General features: G+C 39.8%; 17 protein-coding genes. 8 read left to right on the forward strand and 9 right to left on the reverse strand.

The genetic code is table 11. The features are described 5' to 3' along the window. Nucleotides 1-29 precede the first annotated feature (29 nt). The 4 genes from JKG61_RS08150 to mph all read left to right on the forward strand — a co-directional run bounded on the left by JKG61_RS08150 (nucleotide 30) and on the right by mph (nucleotide 3,716). On the forward strand, nucleotides 30-497 hold the full coding sequence (locus JKG61_RS08150; protein WP_202102484.1) for a macro domain-containing protein: 468 nt from the start codon (nucleotides 30-32) through the stop codon (nucleotides 495-497). 386 nt (nucleotides 498-883) lie between these two features. After that, a complete protein-coding gene (locus JKG61_RS08155) occupies nucleotides 884-1,582 on the forward strand; it encodes a hypothetical protein (RefSeq protein ID WP_202102485.1) in 699 nt (232 codons plus the stop codon). After that, nucleotides 1,573-2,436 carry a hypothetical protein gene (locus JKG61_RS08160; protein ID WP_202102486.1) on the forward strand — a complete coding sequence of 288 codons (864 nt, stop codon included), beginning with the start codon at nucleotides 1,573-1,575 and terminating at the stop codon, nucleotides 2,434-2,436. Before JKG61_RS08155 ends, JKG61_RS08160 begins: the two co-directional genes overlap by 10 nt. Before the next feature lie 392 nt (nucleotides 2,437-2,828). Then, a complete protein-coding gene (mph, locus tag JKG61_RS08165; RefSeq protein ID WP_202102487.1) occupies nucleotides 2,829-3,716 on the forward strand; it encodes an Mph(E)/Mph(G) family macrolide 2'-phosphotransferase in 888 nt (295 codons plus the stop codon). A gap of 989 nt (nucleotides 3,717-4,705) precedes the next feature. Here the strand turns inward: mph and JKG61_RS08170 are convergent. Then, nucleotides 4,706-5,278 carry a hypothetical protein gene (locus JKG61_RS08170; RefSeq protein ID WP_202102488.1) on the reverse strand — a complete coding sequence of 191 codons (573 nt, stop codon included), beginning with the start codon at nucleotides 5,276-5,278 and terminating at the stop codon, nucleotides 4,706-4,708. Nucleotides 5,279-5,589: 311 nt separating this feature from the next. Between JKG61_RS08170 and JKG61_RS08175 the strand changes: the two genes are divergently transcribed. After that, entirely contained in the window at nucleotides 5,590-6,297 is a 708-nt protein-coding gene (locus JKG61_RS08175; RefSeq protein WP_202102489.1) for a hypothetical protein, read from the forward strand. Between the two features lie 409 nt (nucleotides 6,298-6,706). Here JKG61_RS08175 and JKG61_RS08180 read toward each other — a convergent pair whose 3' ends face one another. The 8 genes from JKG61_RS08180 to JKG61_RS08215 all read right to left on the reverse strand — a co-directional run bounded on the left by JKG61_RS08180 (nucleotide 6,707) and on the right by JKG61_RS08215 (nucleotide 19,780). Further along, complete coding sequence (locus JKG61_RS08180; RefSeq protein ID WP_202102490.1) at nucleotides 6,707-8,281, reverse strand: calcineurin-like phosphoesterase C-terminal domain-containing protein; 1,575 nt, start codon at nucleotides 8,279-8,281, stop codon at nucleotides 6,707-6,709. Between the two features lie 11 nt (nucleotides 8,282-8,292). Further along, on the reverse strand, nucleotides 8,293-9,633 hold the full coding sequence (locus JKG61_RS08185) for an FAD-dependent oxidoreductase (protein ID WP_202102491.1): 1,341 nt from the start codon (nucleotides 9,631-9,633) through the stop codon (nucleotides 8,293-8,295). A gap of 76 nt (nucleotides 9,634-9,709) precedes the next feature. Continuing rightward, nucleotides 9,710-10,987 carry an MFS transporter gene (locus JKG61_RS08190; protein WP_202102492.1) on the reverse strand — a complete coding sequence of 426 codons (1,278 nt, stop codon included), beginning with the start codon at nucleotides 10,985-10,987 and terminating at the stop codon, nucleotides 9,710-9,712. Between the two features lies 1 nt (nucleotide 10,988). Then, nucleotides 10,989-12,269 carry a ComEC/Rec2 family competence protein gene (locus JKG61_RS08195; RefSeq protein WP_202102493.1) on the reverse strand — a complete coding sequence of 427 codons (1,281 nt, stop codon included), beginning with the start codon at nucleotides 12,267-12,269 and terminating at the stop codon, nucleotides 10,989-10,991. 33 nt (nucleotides 12,270-12,302) lie between these two features. Beyond that, complete coding sequence (locus JKG61_RS08200; RefSeq protein WP_202102494.1) at nucleotides 12,303-13,994, reverse strand: RagB/SusD family nutrient uptake outer membrane protein; 1,692 nt, start codon at nucleotides 13,992-13,994, stop codon at nucleotides 12,303-12,305. A gap of 10 nt (nucleotides 13,995-14,004) precedes the next feature. After that, complete coding sequence (locus tag JKG61_RS08205; RefSeq protein ID WP_202102495.1) at nucleotides 14,005-17,079, reverse strand: SusC/RagA family TonB-linked outer membrane protein; 3,075 nt, start codon at nucleotides 17,077-17,079, stop codon at nucleotides 14,005-14,007. A 246-nt stretch (nucleotides 17,080-17,325) separates the two neighbouring features. Continuing rightward, nucleotides 17,326-18,279 carry a fibronectin type III domain-containing protein gene (locus tag JKG61_RS08210; protein ID WP_202102496.1) on the reverse strand — a complete coding sequence of 318 codons (954 nt, stop codon included), beginning with the start codon at nucleotides 18,277-18,279 and terminating at the stop codon, nucleotides 17,326-17,328. Between the two features lie 61 nt (nucleotides 18,280-18,340). Continuing rightward, on the reverse strand, nucleotides 18,341-19,780 hold the full coding sequence (locus JKG61_RS08215; RefSeq protein ID WP_202102497.1) for an amidohydrolase: 1,440 nt from the start codon (nucleotides 19,778-19,780) through the stop codon (nucleotides 18,341-18,343). Nucleotides 19,781-19,912: 132 nt separating this feature from the next. Between JKG61_RS08215 and JKG61_RS08220 the strand changes: the two genes are divergently transcribed. From JKG61_RS08220 to JKG61_RS08230, 3 genes are all read left to right on the forward strand, one after another. Continuing rightward, nucleotides 19,913-20,635 carry an IclR family transcriptional regulator gene (locus JKG61_RS08220; protein WP_202102498.1) on the forward strand — a complete coding sequence of 241 codons (723 nt, stop codon included), beginning with the start codon at nucleotides 19,913-19,915 and terminating at the stop codon, nucleotides 20,633-20,635. A 256-nt stretch (nucleotides 20,636-20,891) separates the two neighbouring features. Then, the gene (locus tag JKG61_RS08225; protein ID WP_202102499.1) at nucleotides 20,892-21,269 is read left to right on the forward strand and encodes a lipocalin-like domain-containing protein; all 378 of its coding nucleotides are present in this window, start codon (nucleotides 20,892-20,894) and stop codon (nucleotides 21,267-21,269) included. Nucleotides 21,270-21,581: 312 nt separating this feature from the next. After that, nucleotides 21,582-24,164, forward strand: a complete 2,583-nt coding sequence (locus JKG61_RS08230; protein ID WP_202102500.1) for a DUF3857 domain-containing protein — start codon at nucleotides 21,582-21,584, stop codon at nucleotides 24,162-24,164. The last annotated feature ends 46 nt before the right edge of the window (nucleotides 24,165-24,210 follow it).

The raw sequence follows: 24,210 nt of genomic DNA on the forward strand, positions 1-24,210 counted from the left end.
TAATCTATAAATTCTTGAATGATTACAAAATGAGAGTAGAATATATAAAAGGTGACGCAACAGCCCCCACCGCAGCTGGCAATAAGATAATTGTACATGTCTGTAATGACATTGGTGCTTGGGGAAAAGGGTTCGTCATGGCTATCTCTAAAAAGTGGAAGGAACCAGCCAAACAATACAAGGCTTGGTATAAGTCGCAGGATGGATTTGAACTGGGCGAAGTACAATTCGTACAGGTAGAAGATGACACATGGATAGCAAACATGATCGGGCAGCATAAGATCTATAGGGATGAGCAAGGTAATCCACCTATCCGCTATGAAGCGATAAGATCAGCATTAGAAAAAGTGGCTGATCATGCTCTACAGCACGATGCTTCGGTACATATGCCACGTATAGGCTGTGGACTAGCTGGTGGTACCTGGGATAAGATAGAGCCGCTACTAAAGGAATGCATGGTTAGCAAAGGTGTGCAGGTAACTGTATATGATTTTTAAGATCTTACAATCCAATGTAACCTTTTTGTTAATTGATTGAATGCGCATACTATCGGCATAGCTTTTGCGGTTATATCAGTATTCATAATTTAGGTTAATAATTGGTTAGTTAAAAATCCCTGAAGCTCCCCGCTTCAGGGATTTTTTTGTATGCTGCCCCTTCTTAACCAAAGAGTCTGCAAGTCTACTATTGGAATAATGCTAGAGATTCTCTATTTTGCCTGTGACAAACCGTATGTATAGGATAGGATTCTAAAAATAGAGATATGAAAAGTATGAACCTTAACGGCCTGAACGAGGAGTCTTGCTTAGTCGTAACTGTAGAATCTATAAACGCTCTCGGATGGCAATATGATTGCTTTTCTTGATAAACTGAGCAACGAAAAATGAGTATATTTTCCTACCACCTGGTGAAGACCTCTGCCCTATCGGGCTTGAAAGTTATGATAGCGCCACCTACTCCGAATCGGGTACCTGGATTGATCCATGCCGAGTGTATGACAGGAATGGTATTAGGCTCGCCTGTATTTTCATTTTCGCGTATGCTGATCGGTCAATTGGTATTATTTGCCCAGTGGGAAAGTGAAGCTGCACTGGATCGCTTCCTGACCAATAACAACATAGGCAAGATATTCGCCAACGGATGGCATCTGAGGCTTATCTTAGCTAGGCAATGGGGTAGCTTTTCTGGGTTTGATATCTCGAAAGATATTACAGAGATAGATCTATCGGGCAGCCCTGTTGTGGCCGTGACTGTGGCACGGATGAAACTGCTGGAAGTACCACGATTTATCCGCTGGGGCAGACCTGTGGAGAAGCTTGTGCGGGATCATCCCGGCACCTTACTATCATTGGCTTCAATCCGCTTACCACAGACGGTATCCACATTCTCCATATGGCGATCGCAAGAGGAGATGACGGATATGGTACGTGGGCATAGCGATGTACCTCGCCCTAAAAGGCACGCGGACGCCATGAAGGAAAGAAACAGAAAGGATTTTCATTTTGAATTTACGACGTTGAGGTTCAAGGCTGTCGCCGAAATTGGAGAGTGGAACGGAAAACGCTATCTGACATGGGACTAGCTTATCCAATTCAAAAATTTCAAGACTGGTGCACACAGCAATGGGTAATCTTATGGGGACGAAAGATAAAACCTGAACATCACTCCTGGCTATTCGGGCATATAGGCAGTGTCGATGGTATAGGTGAGCAGTTTGTCCACGAATTGGCTGAAAAGGAAAACCTTATCATTGAAAGAGACGATAGCCCTAGGGGACTGGTATCTTCTGTTGCAGCATTTGCTCTTTCGCCAGACGAACTGTCGAGACTATCGAAAAAAGTCATTTCATTTTACGAAAACACCTCCGATTATAGCTTGCACTTCGGATTGCAGTGGACTCCTCTATTTAAAGTATTTGGCACTTTGGTCAACATACTATTCAGCAGTAGAATAAACCAACTGAATATCCCCACTGACAACATGAAGAAGACTGAATCCCTGACGAGCGAGATCATATCGCTCCGAAATCCAACTACCGACAAAGTGGTGTACACGGTATGGCTCAGAAAATTTAAATCCAGCGGTAAGGTTATTTATTCGGGGCTATATGGCACGTGCCAACTACCTTCTGGGGAAACTTGTCTGAAAGCGACCTTTCCTCTGCCCAAGGGCAATGCTACGGTCATCATGTCTATCCATGTCGGAGCAAATGGGGAACTAATCCTAAACTCTTCGGGAAAGGAATTTGGAGACGCTGGCTTTTACTTTCTACTGCAAGACAGCAAGGGGTCTTATTGGAGCCAATACATAGCCGCATTTCGAGACAAATTGACGGTATGCGAAAAAGAGGATAGCCTGGTCGCTGGGCAGGTGTTGACGCTTTGGAATAAAACTGTAGTGCGCTTGAGCTATACTATGGAAGATAACATAAAATAAGGATATTCTCCCCCCCCCAATGTAACCTTTGTGTTAATTTATTGAATGCGCATACTATCGACCGTTTGAAATCCTATATCTATCCCTATGTTATAAAGAAGGGTAACTCTTGGATGAATGAACAATAATTTGCTATCTTTACGAGTATGTTATACTCCAACAATATAGCTGTGATGGCAAAACCTTGGTTTTCCTAATCTAACTGCCCCCTATATGGGTTCAATGTGACAGTATTTCTACTGTCTTTCAATTCGTGTATCAGAATATTGCCCCAAATGGAAAAATGGGATCCATATGAAAGTAAGGTGGATAAAGTGCTATCCCGATATATGGCATTCTGAATTCTTGTCGGGAAACTGATACTCACTTAATAATTATAAAAAAGTATAGAAATGACAATCGAAGATATTCAAATATTAGCCCTAGAACATGGGTTGAAAATTTCGGACGACATTAGCATCAATGAGATGGGCATCGACTTTAGAGTTGCTTTTGTGAAAGAAGTAAACGGTCAGAACTGGGTGCTCCGAATTCCTCGAAGGAAGGATATGATCGAACAGATCCAAAATGAAAGCAGAATATTGGATCTAGCCAAAAGAAACCTGTCCATCAATGTTCCTGATTGGAAGATTGTAGCGGAGCGTCTAATTGCATACCCGCTACTGGAGGATGCACCTGCCCTGACATTCGATGCCATGACACATGAGGTTTCGTGGAATATAGACCCCAATAGCGTAGCTTATGTGCAGTCTCTGGCCAAATCATTGGCCGAGCTGCATCGTGTTGCTGCTGACGATGTCAGAAAAAGCAATTTAAAAATAATGACACCTAATGAATTGAGAACTGAAATAGCTAACCGTATCCAATTGGTGAAATCTGAAATAGGTATCAGTGAGATCTTGGAAAGTAGGTATCGTAGATGGCTGGACAATGAGCTCTTGTGGCCTGATTTCACTTGCTTCATCCATGGTGATCTCTATGCTGGTCATGTATTGAGCAATAAGGAAGGTAATGTATCTGGTATCATAGACTGGTCTACCGCGCATATGGGTGACCCTGCAATGGACTTTTCTGGCCACTTATCGGTTTTTGGAGAGGATAGTCTGAAGCTTTTGATAACTGAGTATGTTAAACAAGGCGGAACGATATGGGACAAGATCTACGAACAATCTATAGAGAGAGCTGCTGCAGCTCCATTGGCATATGGCGCTTTTGCAATAGAATGCAACGACGACAAGCATATCAGCGCCGCCAAAACAGCGTTAGGTATCGATCAATAAAATGAAGTAAGGATGCTCAATGTAACCTTTTTGTTAATTGATTGAATGCGCATACTATCGGCATGGGATTTGCCGTTATATCAGTATTCATAATTTAGGTTAATAATTGGTTAGTTAAAAATCCCTGAAGCTCCCCGCTCCAGGGATTTTTTTTGAGGTCTTTGCTAAACTGCACGAGTATTGAGTTTATTAGGTGTGGGATTGGAGAACATAAAATCTGAATATGAATCCATATTGACTTGGGATAATATATTTGTGTTTGATTTTTAGTATCTTAGGGAAGAATAAAGATATTGAGAATATGGGGGCTTAGTTATTTCGAAAAGAAGAACGATTAATATAATTAGAATCCTTTAAGTGTTAACTTTGAATTATTAAATAAGGAATCAATAATTCTTATAAGCAATATGATGAAAATAAATAAAAAGATAATCTTGCTGGCTTTGATAATATGCTTATCATGTATAGGGTTGGGGCTAAATGATCTTATTAGAGATTATAGAGAAACCGATAGTTTAAGATTGAATGACTTGCTTGTTTTTATTCCTTTCATCACCTCTGGGAGTATTTTCTTCTATATTTTGTATCTACAGAAAGTAAATGAAAAGATTGGTTAGCTATCAATTAATATAAAACTATACTAGCTATCGCAAGATATTCGATATAGTAGATGGGGCACGATTAGGACTACTCGTTTTATACTTCATAGCGGGCTTTAGGACTGATGTACCGGTCTCTGATACGGAAAGTAGTGTAATAGGGTGTTGCCATAAGCCCCAGAGAATAATTGAAGTAAGGGCTCTGCAATTTAGTTCCCAAAGCGGGCATCAGATCAATAATCAGTAAATTAGATATTGGCAATATACTACATTTTGCTTCTTTATGGACAATGATTTCAATGTAACCTTTGTGTTAATTTATTGAATGCGCATACTATCGGCATGGGATTTGCCGTTATATCAGTATTCATAATTTAGGTTAATAATTGGTTAGTTAAAAATCCCTGAAGCTCCCCGCTTTGGGGATTTTTTTGTAAAAAGCCTTGCAATCGCAATCGTATTTGTTATTAACATCAGTATTAAAACACCTGTAAACACGACATAGTGGATGCTTAGGAAGGATTTTTTGGATCTTATCCACGTCAAAACCTCTGCTAATTCTGTGCAGTTATCCAGATCTATATTCTTCTCATAAGTCACAGTATGGAATCTATTGACGGAACAATATTGGATCTGATCATTGACGTCAGAAAACCTGAAAAGCACTTTGTCTCGGGATAATATGTAGTAACACAGCAACCGCTTGACCTCGACCTGCTCATAACCTACTTTTTTGCCTGACGACAAGATGATTTTTTCATCGCTATCACAGAGTGTTATTCCACCGTCAATGTAATCGTGGTATGCAAACGCTAACCCATAGGGCAAACCAAAGCGCTGGGCATATTCTTTGTTGTCCACCTTGTATCTCGTGGTAAGGATCCATCGATAAGTAAGGAAAATACTTGCGCCGCTAAAAAAAACACATAGTATCAGATAGATAGCTTTTTTCAAAATCTGCATGTATAGGTAGTAAAAAAATGGTACTATATTGAGTACGTAACAGTAAAAAAATCTCCTCCATACGGAATTATATATCAAAAATAAAACGTGCAAATGAACGTTGATTGAGATTATATCAAACATAAAAAATAAACACGTTAGTAAATGGGCTGTACAAAAGCTTAATAATTTGTTAATGTCGATCTAAATTTTGTAGCAGAACAATGTATCTCCAATGGATATGCAAGGACGAACGCTTGTCGCGTTTGCTGTACTATACTCGTTATTGTACCGATTACTGAAATTGTAAATAAGCATAAACCGATTAGATTATGAAAAAGCACTTGATTTATATGGCTGTATTATTACTTATTGCGGGATGCAAAAAGGAGGAATCATTTGAATATTATCGTAAGAAAGCTGAAGAAAAGCGGATGGAGATTGAGAATCTCATTAAAACATATGCATGTGGTGATATTTCCGATTGGAAGGTGGACGGCGTACTTGGTTCAAGTATAACAACAATCCATTATTACCCGGTTGCTCCTACACCTCATGCCGAATACCTGCGTCTAAAAAAGGAATATGTGGCACTGGTTGAAAAAAGCAGGATACCTAACGATAATCTCGCTCTTATAGACTACTACTACGCTCCGGCAATAGCTATAGAATGTATCGATGGCTCCCCCAAAGTAATGACCGCAGAGGACTATAATATGGAAAAAGCTACTGCTATGCTAAATAAAAAATTAGCTGAAGTAGAGGAACTAACAGTCCAAAATACGTGTAATGGCACGGAAGAATGGTATGTTGTGTCGTTTATAAAAGATTGTGAAAGCATATATATACCCGTAAATAAAAACGATAAAGCTATGTCTGGCAAGATAAACGAATTGCAGCAAATAATCCGGGCGTTGCAAATGCGTATCGTTGCTCTCGATAATACCCAAAAGGACTGCTATAGCTATAGCAATAATAACAGATCGTCTGAAGTGGTATGTGAGAATAACAAGCCTGTTATTAAAGAAAAAAGAATGTAAAGGTCGTAGATCTACACTATATATAGTCGATGATAAAATTTTTCTAAAAATACGGGAAACCGTAATTGAGGAGGAATTTAAAGCTTAATTTAGAGTTGTTGTAACCTTTATGTTATTTATGACACCCTAGCATACTATCGGTACGGGGATTACCGTTATATCAATATTCATAATTCAGGTTAATAATTGGTTAGTGAAGACATCCTGAAGCTCCCCGCCTCAGGGTGTTTTTTTTATTTTCTTTCCCGACTATCTTTGTTCCATCATGCTACAAGTAATCTGTGCTATAATAGTCAACAATGTTAAATATGACACAATGAATTAGCATTTAAACTACAGGAAAGCCGTCTATAAAAACTAAACGACTTTCCTTCTATTCTTTGTTTTGAAAAATTCTGCTGCTTTTTATTTAGTATTGCCAAGCGGATTCGAAGTCAAAAACAATGTCTGCATGGGTTTGCTCATATTTTCGACCGAATCGATCTGTTACCACAACTTTTAGTGTATTGTTTGGATTGCTAATCTGATAAGAATACAAATGTTTGGTGGTGGTGGAATAGCTATCAGCACTCCTATTCAACACCCCAATGTGATATCCTTTTGACCAAGCATCTTCATTTAATGGAGCACTGGTTTTTAGAATCATATCACCTAGCTTTTTACCATCCATATATACTTCGGCTTTCCAAGCTGGATCTGCATTCCATATATTGGCCACTAAAGTATTGCTACTTTGCCCATAATTGAACAGACCATATTGTCCGCCGAAATCAATATTTCCCCAATGAAGTCTAAACTGGAAATCCCGAGGTAACTTCGTTGGCTTATATATCCAATCTTTAACAGTAGTCCCTTCAATCTGATATATCATATATCCGTTGGGAGTGCCATCACCATTTATATTTGAGCGCCACCATGCTCCGCAGGTTGCCCCGTGAACGTGCTCATACATTTCTTTGCCTGACACGTTGTGGATGTAGTTTTCCATATAATGTGTATGCCCGCAAAGCATGTGGACTTCCTTAAAATCTTTTATGAGATTCAGGAACTGAGATCTCGTTGAAAAATTGCTACCGCGAATCGGCATATGGTAGTATACAATAAGCATTTTTTCTTTAGGGACTTGACTAAGGTCCTTCTCTAACCAATCGATCTGTGCTTGGCTAATCCCTAAAGAATAGCTAGTATTACTTGTAAAAACCACATTGTCTAAGCACACAAAGTGAACCTCCCCGATATCAAAAGAATAATAGGTGGGTCCAAATACCTTTTCAAATAAATCATTGGTCTTTGGATTCGGACTTGCTGCGAATTTGTCGTGATTACCTATCGTGCTGAATATGGGCATGGATGTAGATCCTAACCGCGTTTTCATATTATTGAGCTGATTGTCCTTATCATTTACAATATCACCCAATGCTATTCCATAGACAGGCTGCTTGATATCGGCCAATTCGGATTTAATATCTGCCAGGGTCTCATTAACGAAGCGCGCTACCTGCTGATCATCTGTCACTTGGGGATCCCCTAAGCCAAACAGGGTAAAATTTGTCTCCATATTTGTTTTTTTACGCAAGGTAAAATTGTGCTGTTGAGGAGTTGTTGCAGCTGTCAATGTCCGGTAAAATAGAGGGATTTTTCGGTTATTAGTTTCGACTGCAATTTGGTAATCTGAAGGCGTGGAGTAGTAAACAAATTTGGCCTTATCATTTTTCTTAAGCTGATACACCCCTTTATTATCTGTTTTTACTACGGAAAACCCGTCCGTAACCGTTATATTGGCAATGGGATTATTGTCCTCATCCAATATGTAACCATACACATTATTACCATCGATCAACTTTACCCTAGGAAGCTCGATACTGGCTCCAGGCCGAGGTCCTGTACTAGTCTGATGGTTGTCTTTATAACACGCTACACTCAGTAAAGTTATAAATAGACTATAGAGAAATGGAGATCGCAAAATCAATTTTATATATTTCATATGTATTTAATTTATTTAAGATTGGCACCGTATCTAATTAGGGTATTCCTCAATTCGGTGATATCAACATGCGACACGTCCACTCCTGTCTTGTAGCAAAGTGCTGCAGCAACTCCCGCAGCTTGCCCAAGTCCCATGACAGATGCCTGCACCCTGACAGAAGCGGAGGATACCCCATCGGCTGAAAATGCCCTTCCACCAACGAGTAGATTGGGAAAATCAGGTGCTATCAAACAACGGTATGGTACAAAAGCCGCATCCTTAAGGAATTCACAACGCTGATTATTCGACACAGATGAATGAATGTCCACGGGATGGCATCCTCTTGAAATAGCATCTGGAAAATCTTGTGCATTGATATATTCTTCGCCTGTCAACGTATGGACGCCTTTGATCCTACGGGTCTCTCGTGTGCCTGTCTGTGGGGCCGTCATAACCAAATAGGCATCTTTAAAGGCAGGAACATGCTGTGTAAGAAGTTCTACGAAGGTAAAAACATCCTCACGTAATGCGCATTCTGTATGTGTGGCTTGTCTGTTGTCTGCCATATTTGCATATGTACGGGTCATATTGACTAGAACCATACCATGGTCTAACACTCCACAATACCAAGGTCCGCCAAAACGTGGAATATCTTGATGCCTATTCATCTCCTCAAGTATATTTCTCATATCTAGATCATGATAATTAACCCCTTGCATACTATGTCGGACCATAGGAAGCGACTCAACATCAACTCCACCGAGCATAAATATCAACGATGCAGGCTGAAGCTCGGAACGCATTGGTTGCATGGGTACACCCGATAGCTTGGACAGATCGGCATCTCCCGTACAATCTATAAAGTATTTACCGGCAATGGCTTCAGCACCGTTTTTATTATCGATAAATACGTGGGTAATCCGATCGCCGTCTTTTTTACATCCGGTAAGATAGGAATGTAGATATAGGGATACTCCTGCCTCTAACACCATACGCTGTGCAATAAGTTTATATTTTTCGGGGGAGAATGTGATATTACCTATTGGCTTTTCTTCTCTCGCGCCACCTATAGCAATAAGCCTTTCAATAAACTCCCAAGGAATGCCGTCAATAATCCTACGATCATTGTAATTGAATACACTTATCGGAGCTACTAAACTAGCTGTAGCCATACCACCAAGGAAACCTAGTCTCTCGATAAGAGCAACCCGGGCTCCTCCTCTTGCCGCAGCAATAGCAGCAATAAAACCCGAAGGACCTCCTCCGCAAACCACTACATCGTATTCAGCAACCACGGGAATGTCACGAACTTGCGTGATACGTGCTGAACCTAAAGAAACTTTTTCCGTTTCTGTACTACTCTTCACCATATTTATTTAATAATCTAATACTTGTACTATTGCTTTTTATAAAAAATTAATTTATTGTAAGGTTCTACACGCTATCTTATCCGGTATTCGGACGTTCAGGTTTGATGAAAACCCATACCATCAATAATGCCAACGGATGTAAAAAGGCCATGACCAAAAATATTTTTTCAGACCCGTAAGACCCCATTAATTGACCTACGAAATAGTTAAAAATAACCGCGCCTAACGCTCCAAAACCTCCGGCAATCCCCTGCACACTGGCTACATTTTTAACAGGAAAACTCTCTGCAATAATCACCCCCATGGTGAATAACCAGCTCACGCAGACCAATGCCACTACACTAAACACAACAATTGTAGCTGCAGCGCTGTCCAAATAGGGGGTAAAGACACAAAGGGAGCTAAAGAATGTAATCATGAGTAGCATTCTCTTTCTCGCCAACAGAGGTGAACTGCCTTTACGCACAATCTTATCGGAAAGCATAGAGGTACCGACAGCTCCTACATCGGCAATCAAAAAGGGAATCCATCCGAACATCCCAATTTGTGCGAGTGAGAGTCCGGATTCTTCTTGTAAGTAACCTGGAAGCCAAAACAAGCAAAAGTACCAAACTGGGTCACTGACGAATCGTACCATAATAACACCCCATAGACTCTTTCGCTTCCAAAGTTCTTTCCAAGAGAACCCATTGATATCATCGGATACGGTAGATTGTAATGCTTCTTGCTGAATGTAGGCCGGTGGATCCTTGTAGACTATCCGCCAAAGTATGGCAATCAGTATACCGACCACCCCCATAACGATAAAAGCGGTATGCCAACTGTAACTTAAAGCCAACCAAGCTACTAAAAATGGAGCTACAATAGCACCTATCGAACCACCCGCCTGACATAAGCCATTGGCTGTAGCCCGTAATTTGCCGGGAAACCAAACTGTGACTGCCTTAAGTTGTGCCGGAAAAACTGTCGGCTCAGCTACCCCCAACATTCCTCTAAAAAATCCAAATTGACTGACAGTTTTTGAAATACCACCGCCAATACAAGCAATAGACCAGGTCAGTACCCCCCAAAACAATACTTTTTTAGATCCAAATTTATCAACTAGCCAACCAGTAATAGGATACATCGTGGCATAACATACCGTAAAAATGTTTACAATAAATGCATAACCCGAATCGTCTAAACTAAACTCAACTTTTAGTATCGGTTTTAAAACTGATACTAACTGACGGTCTACATAATTAAAAACAATTGCTATAAAAAGTATAGTAACAATCCCCCACCTCCTATTCTCGGGTTTACCCAAATTTTTCAAAATACTCTCGGCGCCAAATAATAGGTTCTCTTTACTCATGTTAGATGCTTATGTAAGGGCCAAATACTTCTTTCACATTATAGTTTTCGTCGTTATCGTCAAGGATATAGATGGTGTACTGATCCCCACCAGGGCTGATTCTAGCTACTATATGTCCTTGAAAACTTTTTAGTTTTTTTAGATTATCTCCGAAACGAAGCTTATTGGCCTCGGTCATATTCGTTGAAAATATTTGTACATTATTATTAGCTGCAATCATTCTATTGACTGTCTCTAGATTGGGGTGTACATCGCGCCACGGTTGAATAACGATACTATGGGGAGACAGTTTCTGTAACAATTTTTCGCTATTACAGTTGGCTGTTGCATGATGACTTGCTTTCATCATATCCACCTGAGGTACTACAGCTGCAACAGGGGATTCAATATCTTTCCAAGAGTGTTCGCTACTTCCGTTAAATTGTAGATCTCCAGCCGTAAAATAATTGAACTTACCATACCGCAATACTATTCCTATGCTAAATATATTTTCGCTGCCTTTAGCGGCGGCTACGATATCGCCACTTGGAAATGTATTTTTTGTATCCGTCCCTTTACCCGTCCACACCACGCCGTTTGAGCAAATATTTTGGATTTCAAAATTGCTGTAGGCATTAGGCTTGCGTTGCAATAGAATTTGATCATTTCTGCCAACTGCAAACTGCTCTGCTGTAGCTCCATATGCCTTCTTGGACCAATCCACAAAGTTGATATAATTACTAATCCGTGGATCTGCGGTCATATCAACCGGAAAATTATAATCAGGATATCCCCTATCAATAATTTTATCAAAGGATACCTGCGCTCCAAATTCAGTTATCCCTACCATTTGAAACTTTCCGGATTTGTGAAATGGTAGGCTTGTCTCATAAGATCCCATGTGGTCTGGATCAAAATGGCTTAACATTACATAATTGATCTTATTAGCTATTGGAAGAGCAAAGTGCTTTACATAATTGGCGACAACCGTACCCGGACTTACCAACGCATTAGGTCGCTGCAAAGGGGGTGGTATCGGAGCCGTAGCTGGAATAGTAGACCCGGCGGCATCAATCAACATGGTTGTACCATCGGGAAAAATAAAGAATGTGCTCTCTCCACGTCCGGTGTTGATGGCATGAATATCTAAACATCCGTCTTGCCAATGTGGCAGTGGCTTACCAATAACGACATCTTCTGTCGGTGGCTCCTTTACGCTCTTTGTATCGCTGGGGGCTTTGGTGATACCGCATCCAAGCAGTATAAATAGAAAGAGGATCATTATATTGTTAGTACTTCGCATATTTATTTTATAATTTCAGATTATTATAATGCACTAATAATCAGGATTTTGTTTTATATTCTTATTAATAATAACTTCTCTAGACGGAATAGGAAAAAGATACTGTCTTTTGTTAAAACTTCTTGGTACCACAGCGCGAATTTTACCTGTACCATACATTGCTGAAAAATCTACTAGTCCATTTTCATCTATCTCTGGTGCCGATCCCTTCGGAAAAAAATAATCACCAGAAGCCATGTTAGCCTCCAACCCTGCCTTGATCGGTAAAGCATAAACTGGCCTTGTTATAGCTATTTCTGCTATTCGCCAGCGGATGAGATCAAACCATCTCCTATTCTCCCAAGATAATTCGGAGCGCCGTTCTAATCGAAGTATTTTCCGCAATTTGCCTTGATCAACTTCTGTAACTTTTGGATATAGTGAACTCTGTGAAACTGATACTTTGTAAGCCCTGGCGCGTACCAGATTGATGGCATCCAATGTACTATCATCAATTTCATTGAGTTCTATTTTCGCTTCAGCGTACATTAACAATACATCTGCATACCGCATAATCAGAATATTTGGATCTGAACGTTTCTTTACATAAGCTTCATCCACTCCTTTTTTTAGGATTAAACCATTATAGGATGCAAATTGAGAATTTAACAACGACTCTTGGTTAAGTATGGTTTTGTTGGTCGCTAACTCTAAAATATGTGTAGCTCCTGGATCATAGATGAATCCGTGAAATGGGGTTCCAAATTCGGGTATTAGTTCGGCTAAACGTGGATCTCTGTTCTTAAAGGGTTTTTGAGGATCAAATAGTGGTGATTCGTCAATAGGCAACCCATCAATACAGGTATATGCACAAAACAATTCCCAAGAAGGCTGCGCTGTGCTTGTACCATCCAAAAAGCGAGGAAGAAATGAAGCTCCTCCCATATTTGTTCCTGTCAGCTCTTCCGAACGCGGAATAGTAAAAATAAACTCGGGGGACACATCGGTGCTCGATAAAAACATGCGTGCATAATCCTCATCTAAAGAGTAAATCCCTAAATCTATACAACTTTTAGCAGCATCTCTTGCTGTTTGGTAATCCAACATCCAAGTAGCTATCCTAGCTTTGAAAGCATACGCAGCTCCCTTTGTGATTCTTTGTTCCTTTCCGTAACTAAGGGGTAAATTCTCAATAGCTATATCAAAATCTTTATAAATCTGCTCGAGAACATCAGCCTTAGCAGTACGTCCCATGGCGAATGCCTGATCAATAGTAATATATTCGGTTACCAAAGGCACATCTCCATAAAGGAAAACCAAATAGGAATAAAAAGATGCACGAAAAAAACTGGCCTCTCCCCGCAGTTGATTTAAACGTTGAGGTGGAAGCGTATTCTCGGCGTTATTTAAACTGCTTAGTATAGTATTGGCACGTGTTATTCCACGGTATGTATTGCCCCAGGTACCTTTTGAGTCAGCCCACTCTCCAGTAATGGAACCTGCTACCCAATCGTAAAGATACTCGCGCTGATTCCAATCATCCGTCCATCGATCAGTATTGTATAATCTCGTGCTCTCAACATGCCACAATGCACCTCGATACAAATCATTAAGTGCAAGAGTAATTTCATTTTCATTTTTATACCAATTTTCACTAGACCCTTCTGATAAAGGGTTTAAATCTAAACGCTGGCATCCCAAAAGTACCAATGGTACCACTAGTATTGCTAATATTTTGCTCTTCATTTTTTTGTATTTAAAATCGAATTTGTAAACCAAAGTTCCATGTACGTGCTATATAGGCGGTAAGGCCTGCTTCAGGATCCCATCCTTTAGGATAGTTGTCCCGGGAAAACAAATCGCTACCTGATGCGTAAATCCTAACATTTGACATTTTCAAGTAATTGTTCCACCGGGAAGGTAGCGTATAACCTAGCGTTACGTTTTTAAGTCGAAAGTAGGAACCGTCAAACAACCAAAAATCTGACATCTTATAATTATTTCCATCGTAAGCCAATTGGGATAAACGCGGGTAACGTACTTTATTATTGGCTTCCTCTGTATTATATTCACTATAATAATTGCCGTCCACAAAATCGGGAAAAGTATGCCAAGCTGCTGTTTGATAAACCATATCCACTGATAGCTGGCTAGTTTGTTTACCAACTCCTTGAAACATCAAATACGCATCGAAACCTTTGTAACTTAAATTGATATTTCCGCCATATAGATATCTTGGTAAAGATCCACCTAAGGGTACACGATCATATTCGGGATTTATCTTTCCGTCAGGCTCGCCGTTGGCCCCACCTAAATCCTGATATTTAACATCTCCTGGACGCACTACCGTGCTCAACAAAGGAGATTGGTCGATATCGCCCTGGGATTGAAACAGTCCGGCTGACCGGTATCCATACCATGAATTGTATTCTATCCCCTCTCTGATAATTTTATCTCCTAGAAAAACGACACCAGACAGATTACCCATCACGGATTTGTAATCTGATAAATTGGCAGATACAGAATACCTAAAATCGCCAATATTGTCCTTCCAAGCGAACTGTACATCCCAACCTTTGGTATGCATCTGACCTGCGTTTTGATCCGGATTGGCATATCCCATAAAAGCGGGGATTTCTAGAGCAAGCAACATATCACGCGTTTTCTTTTTATAATAATCTGCCGTCAAGGACAAGCGATTAGATAACAGCGTAGCGTCAAAACCAATATTCCACGACTCGGTAGTCTCCCATGAAATATTCCTAATATTATACCCAACTTGCGCTGCTGTGGTCCTTGATACGATGCTTCCATTATCTACAAGAAGGGCATTATTGAAGTTCATAATAGCTTGATAGGGGTAATTTCCGATGCGTTCATTGCCTAGAGTCCCCCAAGATGCTCGCAGTTTAAAAAAGTCAAGTTGATGAAAATCAATTTTTTTAATAAAATCCTCTTCGGTAACTACCCAGCCTGCTGATACGGACGGAAAACTAGCCCACCTATAATCTTTGTGAAATCGAGAAGAACCATCATAACGAATATTGGCCTGGACTAAGTATTTTCTCGCGTAATTATACATAGCACGTCCGAAATAAGAATTATAAGCATTCTCAACTGCATTTCCGTCATTTTGCATGTACGCTAAATTTGCCCTATCTAAATAAGGATAGTCAGAAAGGGAAAGATTGCTTGAGGAAGCATTTAAACCCTCCGCAAAACGATAATAGTCTTCATATCCTATCATAAGAGAAAGATCATGATGATCTGCAATTACAGTGTTGTAATTGGCGGTCAGCTGCTTCGTGGTAGTGCGGGTCTCACTTCTAGACTCGACCAGACTGGTCGATTCATTGCCGCCGATAAAGCCAACAGTTGTCGTTGTATTATCTAAATCATAATATGGTATTTCCTTTGTAAATACTTTTCCCTTAACTGACCGGATAGATGGTGCCACTATGGCTGATATGGTTAACTGCTCTATGGGTTGAAAATTTAAGGCTAAGCGACCTATCAGTTCATCTCCCCAGCTGTTATTAAAGCCACCATGATTTAGCCGAGCCCAGGTATTGGTACCATTCCTCCCTCCTGAAATACGTCCATCAGACCAATAGGGTGTTTCTAAAGGACCATATTTGTAGGCATGTGAAAGTGGATTGTTTATCGGTTGCATATTAGCCGAACGTAAATACGAACCATTTACATCTGCAGTCAAGAATTTAGTAATTTTAAACTCATTGTTGAGTCTTGAACTAATTCTATCAAAAGACCGATGGTTGTACAGCGCTTCTTCATTTTCTATATTGAAAGATGCTTTTGTTTTTACAAATTCATTGCCATAAGTTAAAGACAAACCATGTGAATAACTTGGGGCATAATCTTTTATCAAGTAATCCATCCAATTAATAATTGGGTACCGATCAGCACTGGTCAATCTATTATTAGCCGAATAATCTCGAATAAAATCCTCACTATATACATTGTAATTTGTACCTGGCAGATTCCCTCCATCGTTCCATGCGACCTCGTTGATCATTTCCATATATCGCTCATGGTTTACTACACCTGGAAATTGGGTGGGTGTCACCAAACCAAACATCCCTTGATATTCTAAATTCAATTGGTTATTCTTCGCACGTTTGGTGGTTATTAGAATAACACCGGCCGAAGCTCGAGCTCCATAAATAGAGGCCGAGGCAGCATCTTTAAGAATAGAAATATTCTCTACATCATTCGGATTAACCCTATCAATACTCTCTACTGGAATACCATCTACCAGAATCAAAGGGTTGCTGTCTCCAATAGTGGTTATCCCCCGTACTCGAATGGTAGCCGTCGCACCAGGGAGCCCGCTGCTTCTAGTGACAGATACTCCTGGAGCTTCCCCTTGTAAAGCTTGTGAAAGTATCGTTTGATTTTTCTTGGAGAGGTTATCACCACTAATAAGGGCTACAGCGCCCGTAAGATCTTTCTTCTTTGCCGTTCCATATCCGATGGCAACAGCTTCTTCTAGGCTTTGCGCTTCAGGCTCCAAGGCTACATTTAAGGTGTTACTTTTTGTCAACGTTACTTCTTGTGTTTTCATCCCCATGAAAGAGAATATCAGTATCGTAGATCTATTGTCGGCAACAGAGATGCTATAAATGCCGGATTCATTTGTAACGCTACTTCCCTTGCCATCCTTTACACTAACATTTACTCCTATAATTGGTAGACCGCTCTCATCTGTAACTTTACCCCTGACCGTTCTTAGATCATTTTGAGCAAAGAGATTCAAGCTGATCAGTAACAGGGTAAGAACACCAAGAAATCTGCTAACTTGTTTTTTCATATGTATATAATTTGTCTTTCAGTTGTCATATGGAATATCCAAACTATATTCATTCGTGTTTGTGCAGTTGCTACTACATGGATATTTCATATGTATATAATTATTTCATGATCCGCCAGTTGGCGGATAGGTTTGTTTTTTAATGGCCATATGGAATACTCACAGAGGTGTCAAACACGATCTCCATGAATATTTCATATTATATTCCTTGTGTTATTTTTTTTGAGTGATACTGTTGTACTATTTTTAATAATAAATGGCTATTTCATCGATCATAGGTCGTGCTCGCGATGCATTCTTCCCGATTCTAAATCGAACAGGCCCTTTAATATCTAACTCATACTCCTTGAAATATTGAACTTGTAAATCGCTAACTGGAAGGGGATCTCCCAATCGAGTCCAATTTTTTCCAGCGTCAACAGAATATTCTACACTGAGTTCTAAGTTAAGCGGCAAGGCTGTTTCATTTGCATTGGTGATGGTTGCTGCTCCGTAAATGAATGAAAATTTACGTGCGCCATCGGGTAAATCAAAGTCCATTTCTAAATTGGCAGCTACACCTGTATTCATCATTAACGCCCAATTGCCTACTTTATGGATGATGGCTGCAGCAGAATTGGTATACATATTAGACATCAGCCATTCGCCCGATGGAAATACATCGGATTGGCGGCCTGTAGGACCATTGCCTCCATGAGATCCTTTTCTTGTACTGGCATGATTCTCCCATCCCTCGGGAAAATTAGGGTACAGTATGGGGTCGATATTAGGTTGAGGATCCGGCTCTTTAAAATCGTCAGCAACAAAACCGTATTTGGGCATTATCCTACCCGGCAATGCATTATTCATGATATATACCCAATCACCGGTATTATAGTCTACATTAGCACGAACCCTAACATAGTACCCCCTAACCTCTTGTAGCCCATTAAATTGATAAAAATCTTTAGTGGTCGTAGTGTATGAATCAATAGGCATATCAGCATCTTTATCGCCGAGTAATTGGACGGTATAAGATGTAGCCCCATCGATATGATCCCAAGCAAGGGTAATGCTAGTGGGAGAGTAAGTCCATAAGATGACATTTGCAGGTTTTTTGTCAGTACTACCTCCTAATTGAGACTCCTGCCGTTTGCAAGAACCAGAAAAAAATAAAATTAGTGTAAAGAGACAAAACTCAAGTACAGTAAGTTGTTTCATATGTATATAATTATTTCATGATCCGCCAGTTGACGGATCGGTTTTTTTTTAGTGGCTGCTTCTACTTTTTGACTCGATATTCTAGCGCTGGGGCACGGTCTCCCACCAAAGACTTATATTTAAAATCTGCCCCTCGACGTTTTTCGAATTCTCTTTTTGCTTCTTCAATTAATTCAGGATTCGTATACAGTTCAATTGCAGTCAGACTAAAAACTTTTGCTGCATTAATAAGAGCTTTTGTACCTATAGTGGTACCACCTGCAGCAGTCCAATGCCAACTGTGTGCCGCACTGCCCGGAATAAAAGCCGCAGTGCCGAAAGTTATGGTAGGAACATTCCAGCTAACATCTCCAACATCGGTAGACCCTCCTCCTGTGGACGCCCTTTCGTCGGCCAATGGCTGAATTTCAGACACTTTGTCCAGTATAGTGGAGGTACCACCTAACTCCTGTACCATTTGTTCTGCAAAATCCCTTTCTCTATCATTGTAAGTTATCCCGCCTACAATCTCCAAATTTTTCTGGACCAACTCGGCTAGTTTACGGTTTGGGAGCTTTTCATAAAATCCAGCAATTATTTCTTTGCTCACGGTGGTCTGCGTACCCAACGCTGCTCCCTCGGCAGTTTGATTGACCCAATCGACAATTTTCTTTAACGCGTCGCGCTTTGGGTGTCTTATATAGTAGGAAACTGTTGCTAATTCAGGAACTACATTGGGCGCATCTCCTCCATTGGTAATCACATAGTGAATTCGCGAAGAATAAGGAATATGCTCGCGCAGCATGTTGACCATATAATTCATAGCCTCTACTCCGTCCAAAGCGGATCTTCCTTTATCTGGGCTGCCTGCGGCATGTGAAGCTTTTCCATGAAATGTATAATCAATCATTTGAACTGCGGTAAAACCATTCCCCACATCTACAGCGTTTCGAGTGCTCGGGTGCCAATCTAACATAATATCCACACCACTTAAAAAACCATCTCTAGCTAAATAAACCTTACCTCCTCCTCCTTCTTCTGCTGGAGCACCAAATACTTTTATTGTACCTTGATGTTGACTTTTATCCAACCATTCCTTTATCGCAACTGCACCAGCAACAGCACCAGTGCCTAAAAGATTATGTCCACAACCATGCCCGTCTCCTGCTTGTTGCAAAGCTTTACGATAGGGAACAGTATCCTGTGATAGCCCTGGAAGTGCATCAAATTCGGCAAGAAGTCCAATTACAGGACTACCACTCCCGTAGCTCGCGATAAAAGATGTAGGCATACCGGCAACAGCGGCATCCACTTTGAAACCGCTTTCTAACAGATGTTTTTGTAAAACACCTGAACTACTCACTTCTAAAAAACCTAGTTCCGGATCAGACCATATTATCTTATGAAGTCTATCGTAAGTCTGAAATGATCGCTCAAGGTATGACAATGAAGGCTGAGCTATCTGCGCCTTATTAATTAACGGAAAAATCGTGAAGACACCCCATAAAAGTAATTTGTTCATAGTTGGCTTATAATTAAATGATTACTTACATCAAACTTAGAGTATAATTTTATAGTAAAAAAATAAATATTAAAACTTTTATAATGTAAAAGATTTGTTAGTTACATTTGAATAAGTTTTAAATAATATATAATGATTCAAGTATTACATAGAGCATTAGACATATTGGAATTGCTATCGCGCAATATGGACAAAGAACATTCCTTAGGCGAAATTGCTACGCCGTTAAATCTTAATAGTGGGACTTGTTCAAATATCATTAAAACGATGATGAGTCGTGGATATGTGGAGAAGAAAAAAGGCTATTTACTGGGCCGACAAGCCTATTATTTGACAAATAATTTTTCAAACGAAAAAGAGATCATCAAGGTAGCGAAAGGGCCAATGAAAAACTTAAGCAAAATACTTAAGGAAAGTTGTGTTTTATCGGTTTTAAAGAATAACTCAAGGAGGACATTATATAATAAGACTTATGTACAAGAGCTACAAGCAAACCCAGGAAAAGAACTCAATGCCTATCAAACAGCCACCGGTAAGCTATTACTTGCATATCTAGAGCCAGTTGACCGCAATGCTTTTATCAAGACCTATGGTCTGCCGGAAAATTGGGAAAATGTAAAAAGTGAACAGTCCCTGATATCGGAACTTCAAAAGATAAACAAATTGGGGTATGCGGTACATTATACAGAAGCTAATATTGTAGGTGTGGCAATGCCAATTTTCCGTAAGGGACAAGTGATTGCAGGTTTAGGTATATATCTACCTGAAAATCGATATACTGAAAACATAAAGAACAAAATATTTGATAACCTCGCAGAAACAGCAAAGACTATAAGTGATAAAATGATTTTTTAAAATCTGATATGTGTCGGTATCGGGATAGGTCATTAAAATCAACGAATGAGCAGCAATTTTCTCCTATGATAAAAATGACTTCTTTGCAAAACTCTGAATCGGTCAGATTTGAAATAGACGGGATATCATAAGGGTAAGATGGGCAATATAGCATATTCATAGTTCAAATTTTAGGAATAGCCGCAACACTATAAACTATAGATTGGTATACTATTTGGTATTTCTAGGTAATTTTTAAAATGCTAAATTTGCTATCATGAGATTATTCGGTTATCTAATTGCCTTATCAAGTATAATTTTTCTCTCCTTTAACAGACAACAACATCCTCTGCACAGAGAATGGCAGTTGGTGGCCGAACGGATCACTCATTTTAACGCGGATCATTCTCCCTATGAGGAGGCTAAGGACAGGCTCGATTCGGTCAAGAATGTAAGGGTACAATTTCTGCCGGATGGTTCTTTTAAATCTCCCGAAGGTAATGGAAGCTATACGCTATCCAAAGATTCTATATATTTAAACCTTAACGGCAAAAAGACTTCGTTTAAATATGAATTAATAGATTCGAAGCTTACGATGGAAAGTCATATCAAGAGTGCTAAATATTTGGTTAGATCCAGACTTTACTTCGAATAGTAACTCTCTCCAAATAAAACGGCCTTAGGTAATAGCACCAATAAAGCTCGGCTTTTAGCCTTTTTGATCTTGATTGTGCCACTACCGCTCATCGACTATTTATTTTTTGTAATGCGATACACATCACAACGTAACCTTTTTGTTAACAACAGGATATTAAATATTATCGGCATGAGAATTGCGATGATATCAGTATTCATAATTTAGGTTAATAATTGGTTAGTTAAGAATCCCTGAAGCTCCCCGCTTCAGGGATTTTTTCTTTTAAAGAATTCAACTTATCATTATATTCGTTTCATAATTATTAACCCTATGCAATTAATCAGAACCTCTGCTTTGGCAGTTCTTTTTATTTTCTTGCAAATCATTGGCTTTGCAAAATCACCATCGTTGACCAAAGCTCCTGTTCCGGATTGGATACGACAGAAAGAGGTGCCATCTAAGATGCCTGATCTGGAAGATATAAGCGACGGTTATTATTTTGAATCTATAGAATATCAGGTCAATCTGTCGCTGCAGAGCCGATTTTACCGTACGGTAAAGGTTTTAACAGAAAATGCCGGTGCAGAAAACGCCGGACAGATACATATTAGTTTTGTACCGCAATACCAAACACTGGTCTTACATGAGCTGTACCTGCTCCGGGATGGTAAACGACTGGACCGTCTGAACCTGTCAAAATTTGAACTCTTAGCTTCGGAAACAGAACTGTCCCGCTCCATATATAATGGCACCTATTCGGCTTACCTACTGCTCGATGACCTCAGGAAAGACGATAAAATCGTAATGTCATATTCGGTGGTAGGCTTCAACCCTGTATTTGGCGGAAGATTTTTTGACAGCTATGTACTACAAGGTTTTGAACCTACCGGTGCACTGCATATTAATTATATTGTACCAAAGCAACGTAAGCTCTATTTTAAAACGTTTCTGGGAGCCGACTCCCCTAAGGAAAAAGATCTAGGTACGGCGATCAGCTACTATTGGGAAATGCCAAGTACTACGCATGTAGCTTATGATTTCAATACGCCAATATGGTACCCCACAAGACAACGTATGGAGTGTTCGGAATTCGAGAAGTGGTCCGATGTCGCTAAATGGGCGGATGATGTCAACCCAATCCCTCTACCGGCTGCAACAGGAAAGCTACGTGAATTTGCAGATCAGCTGTGGCTCAAAGCAAAAAAAGACTCTATTGCCTATGTAAAAGAAGTAGCAGATTTCGTGCAGAATGAAATCCGTTATATGGGCGTTGAAGTCGGTGAATATTCGCATCGGGCTAATGAACCTGAAAAAGTATTTGCACAACGCTACGGCGACTGCAAAGACAAGTCAGTATTAATGGCGACAATGCTGAAGCACAGGGGAATTAAAAGTAGGCTCGTCCTGGTAAATTCCTGGGAGGAGTATAATATGGAGACTTATCTCCCCTCGCCAAATGCTTTCAACCATATGGTACTGTATTTTATATTGAACGATCGCGGGCAATATATAGATCCTACCATAACTAATCAGGGCGGAAATATACGCGATAGATATTTTCCTTTTTATGGTAAAGTACTACACGTACAGCCTGGGGGGAAAATGTATGACACGGAAAAAATAGTATCAGGCAATACACGTATTGAAGAGCGGTTCCACATTCAAAAGGATGGTACTGCGATCTTGGATGTACTCACTATATATACTGGAGCAAATGCAGAAAATACACGTTCCTATTTTAAACAGACAGCCAAAAACCAAATCGAGAAATCGAATATCGAATATTACCAGAAGCTTTATAAACAGGTAAAGAAACGGACTCCTCTTCATCTAGAAGATGATATTGCAAATAATGTATTTCGTGTAAAAGAATCTTATACTATTGACAAGATAATCGAGCTTGATCCGACAACAAATAGATCTACGGTATATGCCTACGCATCAAGCTTAAGCCTTTATATTCCGGAGATCATCGAGCCTCGCACAACGCCGATCGCTCTGAGCTATCCTTTGGCTCTAGAACATGATGTGTATATCATAAATCCAAATTCTGTAAATGTACCTGCCCTAAGCGAGAATATCTATGAGTCCAGAGATAGTTATTATTTTGGAAAAAGTATCACAACAAATAATGATACACTGAAGGTGGCATTCCGATTAGGTTTTCACGATACGCATGTAAAGGTGGATCAGGTAGATGAATTTATGTCGGATTTTTCGGACTTGAACAACATTTTTACCTGTGCAGTGTACATGGATGATGATGGTTTTGTGACCGGATCTAACACTCAAAATAAAACTAACTGGTGGGCAGTATCGATATTTTTAGTGTTACTAGCCTTATTCACCTGGCTCACTATTAAATACTACCATAAAAGAAGTGCCTCCTCCGTAATATATCTCTATGATAATGCGGAGTATGATGCAGTAGGTGGATGGTTGATTTTGTTAGCCCTCGCTTTGTTTGCAAGTCCTTTGCGTGTTTTCTTCAACTTAATGGTGCCCTATATGTTTAGCTTACAGGTATGGAATACATTTGGATACTATACTGAAATGTCTAAAACCTTATTAAGTGCCCTTCTCGTCTTTGAATTTGTAATAAACACGCTGATATTCTTTCTCTCCTGTTATTGTTTCTATCTGTTGATAAAACGACGGGACATATTTCCTCAGACTTTGCTGGCACTGCTCCTGCTACAGATTGTCTTTACTATTCTGGATACGGTGGCTGCTTCGGTTCTATTTTCGAAACCACCGGAAACATTCAGTGAGTACGCCGAAATATTCAGGACTATTATCTTTGGCATCATATGGATTCTGTATCTATTGAATTCTACCCGGGTAAAAGGTACATTCGTGGTAAAGGCTAATGATAAGGTAGAAGTATTACCAACCGAGGATATTAGGCCATAAACTGATCCATGAAAGCACTGGTTGAAAACCGCATAGTATATTAAGA

The sequence above is a fragment of the Sphingobacterium faecale genome (genome assembly GCF_016746095.1).
In the GTDB taxonomy this organism is placed as follows: Bacteria; Bacteroidota; Bacteroidia; order Sphingobacteriales; family Sphingobacteriaceae; genus Sphingobacterium; species Sphingobacterium faecale.

Excerpts from the sequence above, each read along its gene's own strand:
- JKG61_RS08205 (WP_202102495.1), bottom strand. The coding sequence starts at position 17,079 with ATGAAAAAACAAGTTAGCAGATTTCTTGGTGTTCTTACCCTGTTACTG.
- JKG61_RS08225 (WP_202102499.1), top strand. The coding sequence starts at position 20,892 with ATGAGATTATTCGGTTATCTAATTGCCTTATCAAGTATAATTTTTCTC.
- JKG61_RS08230 (WP_202102500.1), top strand. The coding sequence starts at position 21,582 with ATGCAATTAATCAGAACCTCTGCTTTGGCAGTTCTTTTTATTTTCTTG.
- JKG61_RS08155 (WP_202102485.1), top strand. The coding sequence starts at position 884 with ATGAGTATATTTTCCTACCACCTGGTGAAGACCTCTGCCCTATCGGGC.
- JKG61_RS08215 (WP_202102497.1), bottom strand. The coding sequence starts at position 19,780 with ATGAACAAATTACTTTTATGGGGTGTCTTCACGATTTTTCCGTTAATT.
- JKG61_RS08175 (WP_202102489.1), top strand. The coding sequence starts at position 5,590 with ATGAAAAAGCACTTGATTTATATGGCTGTATTATTACTTATTGCGGGA.
- JKG61_RS08185 (WP_202102491.1), bottom strand. The coding sequence starts at position 9,633 with ATGGTGAAGAGTAGTACAGAAACGGAAAAAGTTTCTTTAGGTTCAGCA.
- JKG61_RS08180 (WP_202102490.1), bottom strand. The coding sequence starts at position 8,281 with ATGAAATATATAAAATTGATTTTGCGATCTCCATTTCTCTATAGTCTA.
- JKG61_RS08210 (WP_202102496.1), bottom strand. The coding sequence starts at position 18,279 with ATGAAACAACTTACTGTACTTGAGTTTTGTCTCTTTACACTAATTTTA.
- JKG61_RS08160 (WP_202102486.1), top strand. The coding sequence starts at position 1,573 with ATGGGACTAGCTTATCCAATTCAAAAATTTCAAGACTGGTGCACACAG.
- JKG61_RS08170 (WP_202102488.1), bottom strand. The coding sequence starts at position 5,278 with ATGCAGATTTTGAAAAAAGCTATCTATCTGATACTATGTGTTTTTTTT.
- JKG61_RS08200 (WP_202102494.1), bottom strand. The coding sequence starts at position 13,994 with ATGAAGAGCAAAATATTAGCAATACTAGTGGTACCATTGGTACTTTTG.
- JKG61_RS08195 (WP_202102493.1), bottom strand. The coding sequence starts at position 12,269 with ATGCGAAGTACTAACAATATAATGATCCTCTTTCTATTTATACTGCTT.
- mph (WP_202102487.1), top strand. The coding sequence starts at position 2,829 with ATGACAATCGAAGATATTCAAATATTAGCCCTAGAACATGGGTTGAAA.
- JKG61_RS08220 (WP_202102498.1), top strand. The coding sequence starts at position 19,913 with ATGATTCAAGTATTACATAGAGCATTAGACATATTGGAATTGCTATCG.
- JKG61_RS08150 (WP_202102484.1), top strand. The coding sequence starts at position 30 with ATGAGAGTAGAATATATAAAAGGTGACGCAACAGCCCCCACCGCAGCT.
- JKG61_RS08190 (WP_202102492.1), bottom strand. The coding sequence starts at position 10,987 with ATGAGTAAAGAGAACCTATTATTTGGCGCCGAGAGTATTTTGAAAAAT.